This window comes from Nocardia puris (assembly GCF_003315035.1).
Lineage (GTDB): Bacteria > Actinomycetota > Actinomycetes > Mycobacteriales > Mycobacteriaceae > Nocardia > Nocardia puris.
Map to the genome: position 1 here is coordinate 49,849 of NZ_QNRE01000014.1, position 12,935 is coordinate 62,783.

At 70.2% G+C, this 12,935-nt stretch carries 11 protein-coding genes; 9 read left to right on the plus strand and 2 right to left on the minus strand.

The window, feature by feature from the left end; genetic code table 11:
- The first annotated feature begins 72 nt into the window (after positions 1-72).
- From DFR74_RS27445 to DFR74_RS27475, 7 genes are all read left to right on the plus strand, one after another.
- Complete coding sequence (locus tag DFR74_RS27445; RefSeq protein WP_067514311.1) at positions 73-1,125, plus strand: Hsp70 family protein; 1,053 nt, start codon at positions 73-75, stop codon at positions 1,123-1,125.
- Positions 1,126-1,152: 27 nt separating this feature from the next.
- Positions 1,153-2,109, plus strand: coding sequence for a DUF2157 domain-containing protein (locus DFR74_RS27450; RefSeq protein WP_067514298.1), 957 nt, complete (start codon positions 1,153-1,155; stop codon positions 2,107-2,109).
- 204 nt (positions 2,110-2,313) lie between these two features.
- The gene (locus DFR74_RS27455; protein WP_067514299.1) at positions 2,314-3,813 is read left to right on the plus strand and encodes a CoA-acylating methylmalonate-semialdehyde dehydrogenase; all 1,500 of its coding nucleotides are present in this window, start codon (positions 2,314-2,316) and stop codon (positions 3,811-3,813) included.
- A 5-nt stretch (positions 3,814-3,818) separates the two neighbouring features.
- Positions 3,819-4,958, plus strand: coding sequence for an acyl-CoA dehydrogenase family protein (locus tag DFR74_RS27460; protein ID WP_067514300.1), 1,140 nt, complete (start codon positions 3,819-3,821; stop codon positions 4,956-4,958).
- On the plus strand, positions 4,955-6,040 hold the full coding sequence (locus tag DFR74_RS27465) for an enoyl-CoA hydratase/isomerase family protein (RefSeq protein WP_067514301.1): 1,086 nt from the start codon (positions 4,955-4,957) through the stop codon (positions 6,038-6,040). Before DFR74_RS27460 ends, DFR74_RS27465 begins: the two co-directional genes overlap by 4 nt.
- Positions 6,037-6,936: a 3-hydroxyisobutyrate dehydrogenase gene (mmsB, locus tag DFR74_RS27470; protein ID WP_067514302.1), complete on the plus strand. Its 900-nt coding sequence runs from the start codon at positions 6,037-6,039 to the stop codon at positions 6,934-6,936. The genes DFR74_RS27465 and mmsB overlap by 4 nt, the downstream gene beginning before the upstream one ends.
- Positions 6,933-7,748 carry an enoyl-CoA hydratase gene (locus DFR74_RS27475; RefSeq protein WP_269749376.1) on the plus strand — a complete coding sequence of 272 codons (816 nt, stop codon included), beginning with the start codon at positions 6,933-6,935 and terminating at the stop codon, positions 7,746-7,748. The genes mmsB and DFR74_RS27475 overlap by 4 nt, the downstream gene beginning before the upstream one ends.
- Before the next feature lie 56 nt (positions 7,749-7,804).
- Here the strand turns inward: DFR74_RS27475 and DFR74_RS36255 are convergent, their stop codons facing one another.
- The gene (locus DFR74_RS36255) at positions 7,805-7,951 is read right to left on the minus strand and encodes a hypothetical protein (RefSeq protein ID WP_157115905.1); all 147 of its coding nucleotides are present in this window, start codon (positions 7,949-7,951) and stop codon (positions 7,805-7,807) included.
- Positions 7,952-8,137: 186 nt separating this feature from the next.
- Here DFR74_RS36255 and icmF point away from each other — a divergent pair, with 186 nt between their 5' ends.
- The gene (gene icmF / locus DFR74_RS27480) at positions 8,138-11,356 is read left to right on the plus strand and encodes a fused isobutyryl-CoA mutase/GTPase IcmF (protein ID WP_067514303.1); all 3,219 of its coding nucleotides are present in this window, start codon (positions 8,138-8,140) and stop codon (positions 11,354-11,356) included.
- 25 nt (positions 11,357-11,381) lie between these two features.
- On the opposite strand, the gene DFR74_RS27485 is transcribed toward icmF, so the two are convergent.
- Positions 11,382-11,726, minus strand: a complete 345-nt coding sequence (locus tag DFR74_RS27485; RefSeq protein WP_198161928.1) for a Dabb family protein — start codon at positions 11,724-11,726, stop codon at positions 11,382-11,384.
- A gap of 55 nt (positions 11,727-11,781) precedes the next feature.
- Here DFR74_RS27485 and DFR74_RS27490 point away from each other — a divergent pair, with 55 nt between their 5' ends.
- Positions 11,782-12,849, plus strand: coding sequence for an amidohydrolase family protein (locus DFR74_RS27490; RefSeq protein WP_067514305.1), 1,068 nt, complete (start codon positions 11,782-11,784; stop codon positions 12,847-12,849).
- The last annotated feature ends 86 nt before the right edge of the window (positions 12,850-12,935 follow it).

Here is a 12,935-nt window from a genome sequence, read left to right on the forward strand (position 1 = left end):
CCGGCATCCTCCGGGCGAATTCGCGGCGGCGTCGCCTTGGCAGCGCGGGCGAAAGGGTCCACCATGGAGTCCATGGTGCTGGTCCTGGGGGTATCGGCGGGCGCTGGCGGCGCGCGTGCGATGTTGACGCATTCCGATCAGCCGCATCTCCCTGCCATCGACCGGTGCCACGTGCCCCGCCGCGCCGGCGGCAGCGTCGAGGAGGCCGTGTTCGACGCCATCCGCCGGATGCGCGCCAGCGCCGAGCGCCGCGACGAGATCATCACCGGCACGGCCGTGACCTGCCGCTGCCCTCTACATGCCGACGCGATCCGCGCCGCGGCCGGCCGCGAGCGGATCACCATCGTCGACGAACCCCTCGCCCAGCTGCGCTACCTGCGATTCACCGGACAGCTGCCCGATCGCGGAACGGTCATCCTCTACGACCTCGGCGCGTCGGGGCTCACCGTCACCCACGCCGACTGCCACACCGACGCCATCCTGTCCGGTAAGCGCAGTACCGTCCTGGGCGGCGACGGTTACGACGCGCTGCTGCGCTGGCAACTGGCCCGCGACGGCGTGCTCACCGACCGGGTGACCAGCCGCAGGCACCGCGAGGCGCTGAGCAGCGCGCGCGTGGTGACGGCGCTCGATCCCGGCTCGGGCGGGCGCGCGGTGGTCACCCGCAGCGATCTGGCCGAGCTGTGCGCGGCGGGCATCCACCATTCGGCCTCGTTCGTGCGGCAGCTCATCGAGGAGACGGGCGTGCGGCCGCAGGCGCTGGTGCTGCTCGGCGGGTGCACCCGCAGCCCCAGCGTGCGGGCCGAATTGGCCGAGCTCATCGATCTGCCGGTGGTGTACGACCCGGAACCGGAGTACGTGTCGGCGCGCGGCGCGGTGCTGCTGGCCGCCGAACGCACGTCGGGAGTGGTGCGGATGGCGCGGTTGCGGGCGGGCGCGGGCCTGCCGGGACTGTCGCCGTCGCACGCCGGGCGGCGCAAGGTGGTCGCCGCTGTCGCCGTCACCGCGGCATTGGGCGCGACCGTCGCGGGACTGCTCGCCGTCGAGCGGACGCCCGCCGCACCGCCCGGCGGCGGCACGCCGACCCAGTTCGAGGTCGGCACGCCGGGCTTCTCGGGCAACTGAGACCCCCGTCTTCGCCATACTGAGCCGATGGCGCACGAACGACGCGTGGAGGCCGCGCTGCGGCGGTTGACCGACGACGGCGTCCTCGGCGAGGACCAGCGCGCGGCCGTGCTCGCCGCCCTCGCGGCCGAGGAGGACGCGGCCCGGCCGACGCCGGGCAAACTGGTCGCCGAGATCGCGGCGTACGTGGGCGCGGGCCTGGTGCTCGGCGGCGTGCTGCTGTTCCTCGCCGCGTCCTGGGACGATCTCGCCCGCGCCGGACGCGTGGCGGTGCTGGCCGTGGTGACGATCGGGCTCATCGGCGGTGGCGTGGCGCTGGCCGGCCGGGACGCGTTGTTCGGCCGTGCCTTCACCTCGACCGTGCGCACGCGGCTGGCCGCGGTGCTGTTCGCCTTGGCGGCGGCCGCGGTGGCGGGGGCCGTCGGGGCCGGTCTGGACGATTCGGGCAACGACACGTCGTGGGTGATCGCGGTGAGCGCGGGGCTGGTGGCGGCCGTGATCGGCTACCTGGCGATCCCGTCGGTGGTGGGCATGCTGGCCTGCGCGGGTTTCTCGGTGGCGGTCGCGAGCGGGCTGGTCGGCGACGTGTTCGGTCTGCGCGACCCGGGGCACGGGGTGGCGCTGTTCGTGCTCGGGCTCGTCTGGTTCGCGCTGACCAGGGCGGACGCGTTCATCGAGGACTGGGCGGGGTACGCCATCGCGGTCGTGGTCTCGGTGGTCGGCGCGCAGATGGCGTGGACGAACGATCTGCTGCTCACCGTCGCGTTGACCGGCGTGGTCGCCGTGGTCTGCTTCGCCCTCTACGCCACCGACCGCTCCCCCGTGCTCATGATCGGCGGCGCGGGGTCGGTCGCGCTGGCCGTCGCACAACTGATCGCCGAGCACACCGACGGCCTGCTCGGACCGGTCCTGTTGCTGCTGGTCGGGGCCGTGGTGCTCACGACGGGCGCGATCGTGCTGACCCGCTCGTCCCGGTCGGAGTAGATCCGCGCCTCGCGTCGGCTCCGGGCGGATCATGACCGATCACCGGGGTGAAGGGCCGCCCGTGCGGGGCGCGATCTCCGGGTTCCCGCCGCACCGACCTCCCAGTGGGATGGGTCACATTCGGCCCCCGCCCATTATTTACTTGGATGTCCAACTATAGGATGACCGCATACCGGGGCGGCATCGACGAACAGAAGGGCTGACATGGTTCGGGAACTCACACACTTCATCGGTGGACAGCACGTGGCGGGCGCGTCGGGCGCGTTCGGCGACGTGTTCGACCCCAATCTCGGCCAGGTGCAGGCGCGGGTGCCGCTGGCGAACAAGGCCGAGGTCGAGGCGGCCATCACCAACGCGGCCGAGGCGCAGCAGGTCTGGGCGGCCTACAACCCGCAGCGGCGGGCGCGGGTGCTGATGAAGTTCCTGACGCTGGTGCAGGACGAGATCGACAGCCTCGCCGCGCTGCTGTCGTCCGAGCACGGCAAGACCCTCGCCGACGCCAAGGGCGACATCCAGCGCGGCCTCGAGGTGATCGAGTTCGCCACCGGCATCCCGCACCTGCTCAAGGGCGAGTACACCGAGAGCGCGGGCACCGGCATCGACGTCTACTCCATGCGCCAGCCGCTGGGCGTGGTCGCGGGCATCACGCCGTTCAACTTCCCCGCCATGATCCCGCTCTGGAAGGCCGGTCCCGCGCTGGCGTGCGGAAACGCCTTCGTGCTCAAGCCTTCCGAGCGCGACCCCTCGGTGCCGCTGCGGCTGGCCGAGCTCTTCCTCGAGGCCGGTCTGCCCGCCGGCGTGTTCAACGTGATCAACGGCGACAAGGAAGCCGTCGACACCCTGCTGCACGATCCCCGGATCAAGGCGGTCGGCTTCGTCGGCTCCACCCCGATCGCGCAGTACATCTACGAAACCGCCACCGCGAACGGCAAGCGCGCCCAGTGTTTCGGCGGCGCGAAGAACCACGCGATCGTCATGCCCGACGCCGATCTCGACGACGTGGCCGACCAATTGATCGGCGCCGGTTACGGTTCCGCGGGCGAGCGCTGCATGGCCATCTCGGTGGCGGTGCCCGTCGGCGAGGAGACCGCCGACCGGCTGGTCGCCAAGCTCACCGAGCGGGTGCACAAGCTCAACGTGGGCCGCTCCGACGATCCTGGCGCCGATTTCGGCCCGCTGGTCGGCAAGGACGGCGTGGACCGGGTGAACAACTACGTCCAGATCGGCATCGATGAGGGGGCCGAGCTGGTGGTGGACGGGCGCGGCCTGACCGTCGAGGGCGCCGAGGACGGCTACTTCGTGGGCGCGACCCTGTTCGACAAGGTCACCGCCGACATGCGGATCTACCGGGAGGAGATCTTCGGCCCGGTGGTGAGCGTGGTCCGCGCGAAGGACTACGAGGAGGGCCTGCGCCTGGCCAACGAGCACGAATACGGCAACGGCGTCGCGATTTTCACGCGCGACGGCGACACCGCCCGCGACTTCGCGGCCCGCGTGGAGGTCGGTATGGTCGGCATCAACGTGCCCATCCCGGTGCCGATCGCGTACTACACCTTCGGCGGCTGGAAGCGCTCCGGGTTCGGCGATCTGAACCAGCACGGCCCGGACTCGATCCGCTTCTACACCAAGACCAAGACGGTGACGCAGCGCTGGCCCGCGGGGCTGAAGGAATCCAACGCGTTCGTCATCCCGACGATGGAATGAGCCCGATGTTCACCTTGAACGACGACGAGCGCGCGATCCGCGACACCGCGCGCCAGTTCGCCGACGAATTCCTGGCGCCGCACGCGCTGGAATGGGATGAGCAGAAACACTTTCCGGTCGACGTGCTGCGCAAGGCGGGCCCGCTCGGGCTCGGCGGCATCTACGTCGGCGAGGACGTGGGCGGCTCGGGGCTGCGCAGGCTCGACGCCGCGCGCATCTTCGAGCAGCTGGCGACCGGGTGCCCGTCGATCGCGGCCTACATCTCCATCCACAACATGGCCGCCTGGATGATCGACGCCTACGGCACGCCCGAGCAGCGGGAACGCTGGCTGCCCGGCCTCACGGCGATGGAACTGCTGGGCAGCTACGCGCTCACCGAGCCGGGCGTCGGCTCGGACGCGGCGGCGTTGCGCACCAAGGCCGTGCGCGACGGGGACGACTACGTCCTCACCGGGGCCAAGCAGTTCATCTCCGGCGCGGGCGCCAACGACGTCTACGTCATGATGGTGCGCACGGGAGACGAAGGGGCGCGCGGTATTTCGGCGTTCATCGTGCCCGCCGACACTCCCGGACTGACGGTGGGGCCGAACGAGCGCAAGATGGGCTGGAACGCCCAGCCCACGCGCCAGGTGATCTTGGAGGACGCCCGCGTGCCCGCGGCCAACCTGCTGGGCGGCGCGGGCGAGGGCTTCCGCATCGCCATGAACGGCCTCAACGGCGGCAGGCTCAATATCGCGGCCTGCTCGGTGGGCGGGGCGCAGGCCGCGCTCGACAAGACCGTGCCGTACCTGGCCGGGCGGCACGCGTTCGGCGCGCCGCTGCTGAAGAACCAGGCGTTGCAATTCGAACTGGCCGATATGCGCACGGAATTGGAGGCGGCCCGCACGCTGCTGTGGCGGGCGGCGGCCGCGCTGGACGCGGACGCCCCCGACAAGGTCGAGTTGTGCGCCATGGCCAAGCGTTTCGCCACCGACGCCGGGTTCGAGGTCGCCAACAAGGCCCTGCAATTGCACGGCGGCTACGGTTACCTGGCCGAATACGGCTTGGAGAAGATCGTCCGGGATCTGCGTGTGCACCAGATCCTCGAGGGCACCAACGAGATCATGCGGGTGGTCGTCGCCCGCTCGGTCGTAGGAGCAGCATGAGCAGCGAACCCGAAGTCCTCATCGACAAGCGCGGCGGCCTCGGGCTGATCACGCTGAACCGGCCCAAGGCCATCAACGCGTTGAATCATCCGATGGCGCTGGCCATTTCCGAGGCGCTGCGCGCCTGGGCGGACGATCCCGACGTGCGCACCGTCGTGGTCACCGGCGCCGGTGAGCGCGGCCTGTGCGCGGGCGGCGATATCGTCGCGATCTACCACGACGCCAAGGCGAGCGCGAACGACGGTGCGACGGGCGCGGATTCGCCGTCGGGCCGGTTCTGGCGCGACGAGTACGTGCTCAACGCGCTCATCGCCCGCTACCCCAAGCCCTACGTCGTGGTGATGGACGGCATCGTGATGGGCGGCGGTGTCGGGCTGTCGGGGCACGGCAGCCACCGCATCGTCACCGAGCGCTCGAAGATCGGGATGCCCGAGGTCGGTATCGGTTTCATCCCCGATGTGGGCGGCACCTATCTGCTCTCGCGCGCGCCGGGTGAGATCGGCACCCACGTCGCGCTCACCACGGCGCGGATGACGGCGGGCGACGCGATCGCGACCGGTTTCGCCGACTACTACGTGGAATCCCAGCACATTCCGGCGCTGATCGAGACGCTGGCGACCGAGACCGCCGAGGTGGCCATCGGCAAATTCGCCACGGCCGCACCGGAATCCGCGCTGCTCGCCCAGGCGGGCTGGATCGACGCCTGCTACGGCGCCGACACCGTGGAGGAGATCGTCGCCCGGCTGCGCGCCCACGACGCGGCCGACGCCCAGCGCGCCGCCGACGACATCCTCGCCAAATCCCCGGTGGCGCTGAAGGTCACGCTGCGCTCGCTGCGCAACGCCCGCGCGCTGCCCGCCCTCGAACCGGTGCTCGACGAGGAGTACCGGGCCTCGGTGGCCGCGCTCGCCTCGCACGACCTGGTGGAGGGCATCCGGGCGCAGGTGATCGACAAGGACCGCGACCCGAAGTGGAATCCGGCCACCCTCGCCGAGGTGACCGAGGATCAGGTGGCGGCGTACTTCGCCGGGCTCGGCGACTCGGAACTCGGACTCGCGGCACCGGAGGCGCAGCAGCCATGACCAAGAAGATCGGTTTCCTCGGACTCGGCCACATGGGCGCGCCCATGGCGGCCAACCTGGTGAAGGCGGGCTACGACGTGCTCGCCTACGACCCGGTGCCCGCCGCCCAGGAGCAGGCGCGCGCGGACGGTGCGACCGTGGTGGACACCGCCGCGGCCGCCACGGCGGGCCGCGAGATCGTGATCACCATGTTGCCCAACGGCAAACTCGTCCTCGACGTGTACGCCGAACTGCTGCCGGCCGCCGCGCCGGGCACGCTGTTCATCGACTGCTCCACCATCGACGTGGCCGACGCCAAGGAGGCCGCCACCCGCGCGGTCGCGGCCGGGCATCGCGCCCTGGACGCCCCGGTCTCCGGCGGTGTCGCGGGCGCGGCCGCGGGCACGCTGACGTTCATGGTCGGCGGTGCGGCGGAGGATTTCGCCGCCGGGCTGCCGGTGCTGGAGGTGATGGGCGGCAAGGTGGTGCACTGCGGCGACGCGGGCGTGGGCCAGGCCGCCAAGATCTGCAATAACATGCTGCTCGGCATCTCGATGGTCGCGCTCTCCGAAGCGCTGGTGCTCGGAGAGAAGCTGGGCCTGAGCCACCAGTCCTTCTTCGACGTGGTGTCCACCGCGTCGGGCCAGAGCTGGGCGCTGACCAGTTACTGTCCAGTGCCGGGTCCGGTCCCGACCAGCCCCGCGAACAACGACTACCAGCCGGGATTCGCCACCGCGCTGATGACCAAGGACCTCGGCCTGGCCGCGAACGCGTTGCGCGCCAACGGCGTCGACGGGCAGCTCGGCGCGCTGGCCGCCGAGATCTACACGCGGTTCAACCAGGAGAATGCGGGCAAGGACTTCTCCGCTATCGTCACCGATGTTCGTAACCGTTCCGAGCACGAGGTGGACCAGTGACTGCATCGCACAGCGATTCCGTGGACGAGCCGGGCGGGCGCACCTTCGAGACGATCCTGCTGGAGCGCAAGGGCCGGGTCGCCTGGATCACGCTGAACCGGCCGAAGGCTCTCAACGCGCTCAACGCCCAGGTCCTCGACGACGTGATCGCCGCGCTCGACGAGCTCGAGACCGACGACGGGATCGGCGCGGTGGTCATTACCGGCTCGGAGCGCGCGTTCGCGGCCGGCGCCGATATCAAGGAGATGCAGCCGCAGTCGTACATGGACATGTTCATGAACGACTTCTTCGCGCGCTGGGACCGGCTGGCGAACTTCCGCAAGCCCACCATCGCCGCGGTGGCGGGCTACGCGCTGGGCGGCGGCTGTGAGCTGGCCATGATCTGCGACATCCTGCTGGCCGCCGATACCGCCAAGTTCGGCCAGCCCGAGATCAAGCTCGGCGTCATCCCCGGCATCGGCGGCTCGCAGCGCCTGACCCGCGCCATCGGCAAGGCCAAGGCGATGGATCTGGTGCTGACCGGACGGAACATGGACGTCGAGGAGGCCGAGCGGGCCGGGCTGGTCTCGCGGATCGTGCCCGCCGCCGAACTGCTCGACACCGCGCAGGAGGTGGCCGAGACCATCGCCTCGATGTCGCTGCCGGTCGCCATGATCGCCAAGGAGTCGGTGAACCGCTCCTTCGAGACCACGCTCGCCGAGGGCCTGCGTTTCGAGCGGCGGGTCTTCCACTCGCTGTTCGCCATCGAAGACCAGAAGGAGGGCATGACCGCCTTCGTGGAGAAGCGCCCGGCGAAGTTCACCAACCGCTGACCGCGCGCACCGGCGCGTGCCGCACCCACCCGGTGCGGCACGCGCCGTTCGTGTTCTCAGCCCAGTCCACCGCCCACGGCCAGCCACTCCACACCGAGCAGCGGTATCCCGCCCACGCTCAGCTTCGGCAGCACCCGCCGGGTGCGGTCGGCCTTCGTCCGCCGGCCGCGCGGTGCACATCCGCGTGCGATTCGAAGGCTCATCGGCGCTACCTCCACGGGGGGATCGGTCCCGCCGTCCATTGGAGCGCGGCTGTGACCGCGCGTCGCGGGTTTCACTCGCCCCGAACACAACCGTTGCGCGGCGGTTTCCCACACTGTGATGCCGGTCACCGTAGAATGGTTTGACGTCCTAGTATTGGGCGTTGAAGGACTCATCGGAGGGTTCCCGTGGCCGATCACAGCGCGCTCCACTCCCCCGTCCGCGCCGTGCGCTTCGTGACCTCGGCGGCGCTGTTCGACGGCCACGACGCGGCGATCAACATCATGCGGCGCATCCTGCAATCCCAGGGCGCGGAGGTGATCCACCTCGGCCACAACCGGGCCGTGCACGAAGTGGTAGCCGCCGCCATCGAGGAGGACGTGCAGGGCGTCGCGGTCAGCTCGTATCAGGGCGGGCATGTGGAGTACTTCGAGTACCTGGCCGCGGCGTTGAAAGAGGCGGGCGCGGGGCACGTCCGGATCTTCGGCGGCGGCGGTGGGGTGATCGTGCCCGAGGAGATCGAGCGCCTCGCCGCGGCGGGCGTGCGGATCTTCTCCCCCGAGGACGGCCAGCGGCTCGGATTGCCCGGCATGATCAACGAATTGGTGCGCACGTGCGATGTGGACCTGTCCACCGAGCCGCCCGCGCTGGATGCGGTACTCACCGGGGAGCGGGCGGCGTTGGCGCGGGCCATCACCTGTCTGCAACAGGACGCGCTCCCTGATCCGGCGCGCGACGGTCTGCTCGGCGCGGCGCGGTCGCGGCGGGTGCCCGTACTCGGCATCACCGGCACCGGCGGGTCCGGAAAGTCCTCGCTCACCGACGAATTGATTCGCCGGCTGCGTTCGGACCAGCAGGACAAGCTCCGCGTCGCGGTGCTCGCCATCGACCCCACGCGCCGGCGCGGCGGCGGCGCGCTGCTGGGCGATCGCATCCGGATGAACGCGCTCGACGGCGCGCACGTCTTCTTCCGGTCCCTGGCCACGCGCGGGAATCGTGAACTGCCACAGGACCTCGACACGATGGTCGCCGCCTGCCGGGCCGCCGGGTACGACCTGGTGATCCTGGAGACGCCGGGCATCGGTCAGGGCGATACGGCGATCGTGGACCACGTGGACGTGTCGCTGTACGTGATGACGCCGGAGTTCGGCGCGGCCTCCCAGCTCGAGAAGATCGACATGCTCGACTACGCCGACGTGGTGGCGATCAACAAGTTCGAGCGCCGGGGCGCGGCCGACGCGGTGCGCGACGTGTCACGCCAACTGGTGCGCAACCGCGAGGCGTTCGGCGCGAACCCCGAGGACATGCCCGTCTTCGGCACCAGCGCCGCCACTTTCAACGACGACGGCGTGACGGCGCTCTACCAGCATCTCGTCGCGCTGCTCGCCGAGCACGGCCTGCGCGTGGAGCCCGGCACGCTGCCCAGGGTCGACACCCGTACCTCGACCCGGTTCGCGCAGCTCATCCCGCCGGCGCGCACCCGCTACCTGGCCGAAATCGCCGAAACCGTGCGCGATTACCACCGCGCGACCGCCGAGCAGGCTCGGGCGGCGCAGCGCGTGCAGCGACTCGAGCAGGTGCTGGCCGAGCTGCCCGGCGACACCGCCGTGGCCGAGCTGCTGGAGGCGGCGCGGCGCGATCTGACTCCCGAGAACGCCGACCTCCTGGCGCGGTGGCCGTCGGTGGTCGAGTCCTACAGCGGTGACGAGCAAGTGGTTCGCTTGCGCGACAAGGAGATTCGCACGCCGCTGCGCCGGGAGTCGCTGTCCGGCAGCGGCATCGCGCGGGTCGCGCTGCCGCGCTACACCGACCACGGGGAACTGCTGCGCTTCCTGCGCGCGGAGAACCTGCCCGGCCGATTCCCGTTCACGGCGGGGGTGTTCGCGTTCAAGCGCGACAACGAGGACCCGGCCCGCATGTTCGCCGGGGAGGGCGATCCGTTTCGCACCAACCGGCGGTTCAAGGTGCTCTCCGAACACGCCGAGGCGACAAGGCTTTCCACCGCGTTCGACTCCGTCACGCTGTACGGGCGCGATCCCGACGAGCGGCCCGACATCTACGGCAAGGTGGGCACCTCGGGCGTCTCGGTGGCGTCGCTGGACGATATGAAGGCGCTCTACGACGGTTTCGACCTCACGGCGCCCACCACGTCGGTGTCTATGACGATCAACGGTCCCGCCCCGACAATCCTGGCGTATTTTCTCAACACCGCCATCGACCAAGCGCTGGAACGCTTCTCGGCCGAGCACGGGCGCGAACCGACACAAGAGGAGGCCGCCGAGGTCCGGGCCCGCACGCTGGCGACCGTGCGCGGGACGGTACAGGCCGACATCCTCAAGGAGGACCAGGGCCAGAACACCTGCCTCTTCTCCACCGAGTTCAGCTTGCGCATGATGGCCGATATCCAGGAGTGGTTCGTGCGCAACGGTGTTCGCAACTTCTATTCCGTCTCGATCTCCGGCTATCACATCGCGGAGGCCGGCGCGAACCCGATCAGCCAGCTCGCCTTCACCCTCGCCAACGGATTCACCTACGTGGAGGCCTATCTCGCGCGCGGGATGCGCATCGACGACTTCGCGCCGAATCTCTCCTTCTTCTTCTCCAACGGCATGGACCCGGAGTACTCGGTGATCGGCCGGGTGGCGCGGCGCATCTGGGCGATCGCCCTGCGCGACCGGTACGGGGCGAACGAGCGCTCGCAGAAGCTCAAGTACCACATCCAGACCTCGGGGCGGTCCCTGCACGCGCAGGAGATGAACTTCAACGACATCCGCACCACGCTCCAGGCGCTGATCGCGGTGTACGACAACTGCAACAGCCTGCACACCAACGCCTATGACGAGGCCGTCACCACGCCCACCGAGGATTCGGTGCGCCGCGCGCTGGCCATCCAGCTCATCATCAACCGCGAGTGGGGGTTGGCGATGAACGAGAATCCGTTGCAGGGCAGCTTCCTCATCGACGAACTCACCGACCTGGTGGAGGAGGCGGTGCTGTGCGAGTTCGAGCGGATCAGTGAGCGCGGCGGCGTGCTCGGCGCCATGGAGACCGGCTACCAGCGCGGCAAGATCCAGGACGAGTCCCTGCTGTACGAGCGCCGCAAGCACGACGGCAGCCTGCCGATCATCGGCGTCAACACCTTCCGCAATCCGCACGGCGAGCCGGACCGCAAGCTCGAACTGGCCCGCGCCACAGCGGAAGAGAAACAATCTCAGCTGCGCCGGGTGCGCGAATTCCGTGACCGCCACCGCGACGCGGCACATGCGGCGCTGGCCCGGCTCGACGCCGTCGCCCGCACCGACGACAACATCTTCGACGTCCTGATGGACGCCGCGCGCGTCTGCACCCTCCAGCAGATCACCGAGACGTTCTTCACCGTCGGCGGACAGTACCGCCGCAACGTATGAACCGCGCCCGGAAATCCCTGGCGCGTCAGAAGATTCGGACTTCAGGGATGGAGTCCATGAGCGGGGCCCATTCCGGGTACTTCGCGAGCTTGGCTTCGTGCGGCGCGCCGATCTTGGCCAGCAGGTCCGGATCGGGGTCGTCGGTGATGGCGGGACCGACCCGCATCCGGCCGTAGTAGGGCAGGATCTCGGGATCGCCCGCCAGGTGGACGGGGTCGTAGAGGTAGCGCTCGAGCGCGTCGAGATCGTCGAACGCGACGACCAACCCGTGCGTGTAGCCCTCCTCCGGGGCGCCGAGTCCCCGGCCGACCGCGCCGCGATCGCCGCGGCGGCGGTGCGCACCTTCCTGTGCGCCTGCGGGCCCGAACACACCGGCCGGTGAATCCGCCCTCGCGCGGGCGGCGCGGCGTGTGACAATCGCGCCCATGGACGACCTGGGCGACCTTCGCGTCATCGATGCGCACATCCACCAGTGGGACCCGCTGACGACGCCGCGCGATTTCAGCACGCTGGCCCGGATGTTCCGGTACCTGCCGCTGCCGCTCGACCTCGTCGCGCACCTCGCCCCGCGCCGCGACCGCGAATTCGTCGGTGACCCAACGGCTTATATGCATCCCTACCTGCCCGCCGACTACCGCACCGACGCGGGCACGGTGCCCGTGGACGCGATCGTGCACATCGAGGTGGAGTGGACGGGCGCGAAGGCCGACGAGACCCGCTGGGTGGAGAGCCTGCCGTTCGGCATCGACACACCCCGGCTGGGCGCGGTGATCGGCTCGGCCGACCCGTCCGCCGACGGTTTCGCGGCGCTGCTGGACGCGCACCGGTCGGCCTCGCCGGTGTTCCGCGGCATCCGCACCATGATCGCCCGGCACCCGGACCCCGACGTGCGCTCCTTCGACCACGCCGAGGGCGGGCTCACCTCGCCGCGCTTCCTGGACGGGTTCGCCGAACTCGCCGAGCGCGGACTCTCGTTCGAGGCGTGGGTGTACTCGCATCAGCTACCCGACGTGACCGCCCTGGCCCGCCGCTACCCCGAGGTCACCATCGTGCTGAACCACCTCGCCACACCGGCCGGGCTGTTCGGCAAGGTCGGCAAACACACCGGCGCCAACCCCGGCGAGCGGCGAAAGCTGTTCCTGCGCTGGCGCGACGACCTCAGCGCGCTGGCCGAGCACCCGAACGTGGTGGCCAAAGTGAGCGGGTTGACCATGCCGATCCTCGGCCACCCGGTACCGCCGCGCGGCACGCCGACGCCGGTTTCCGAACTGGTGGACCGGATCGGGCCGATGATCGCGCACGCCTACGACGTGTTCGGTGCCGAGCGGCTGCTGTGGGGCTCCAATTTCCCGGTGGACCGGCCGATCACCTCGGTGGGCAACAGCGTGCGAGCTGTCGCGGAGTCGCTCACGAACCAGGGCGCCGAGCTCGACGACCTGGTGCGGGTCTTCCGCGAGACGGCGCGCCGGGTGTACCGCGTCGAGCCGGAGTAGCCCGCCGGGGCCGTTGACAACGCCCGACCCGCCGCGCCTAATTGAGGGCAGGTGCTGCCACACCGCGTGGACCGCTCCGCGCGCGG

Excerpts from the sequence above, each read along its gene's own strand:
- DFR74_RS36255 (WP_157115905.1), bottom strand. The coding sequence starts at position 7,951 with ATGAGCCTTCGAATCGCACGCGGATGTGCACCGCGCGGCCGGCGGACG.
- DFR74_RS27450 (WP_067514298.1), top strand. The coding sequence starts at position 1,153 with ATGGCGCACGAACGACGCGTGGAGGCCGCGCTGCGGCGGTTGACCGAC.
- DFR74_RS27460 (WP_067514300.1), top strand. The coding sequence starts at position 3,819 with ATGTTCACCTTGAACGACGACGAGCGCGCGATCCGCGACACCGCGCGC.
- DFR74_RS27490 (WP_067514305.1), top strand. The coding sequence starts at position 11,782 with ATGGACGACCTGGGCGACCTTCGCGTCATCGATGCGCACATCCACCAG.
- DFR74_RS27455 (WP_067514299.1), top strand. The coding sequence starts at position 2,314 with ATGGTTCGGGAACTCACACACTTCATCGGTGGACAGCACGTGGCGGGC.
- DFR74_RS27465 (WP_067514301.1), top strand. The coding sequence starts at position 4,955 with ATGAGCAGCGAACCCGAAGTCCTCATCGACAAGCGCGGCGGCCTCGGG.
- mmsB (WP_067514302.1), top strand. The coding sequence starts at position 6,037 with ATGACCAAGAAGATCGGTTTCCTCGGACTCGGCCACATGGGCGCGCCC.
- DFR74_RS27445 (WP_067514311.1), top strand. The coding sequence starts at position 73 with ATGGTGCTGGTCCTGGGGGTATCGGCGGGCGCTGGCGGCGCGCGTGCG.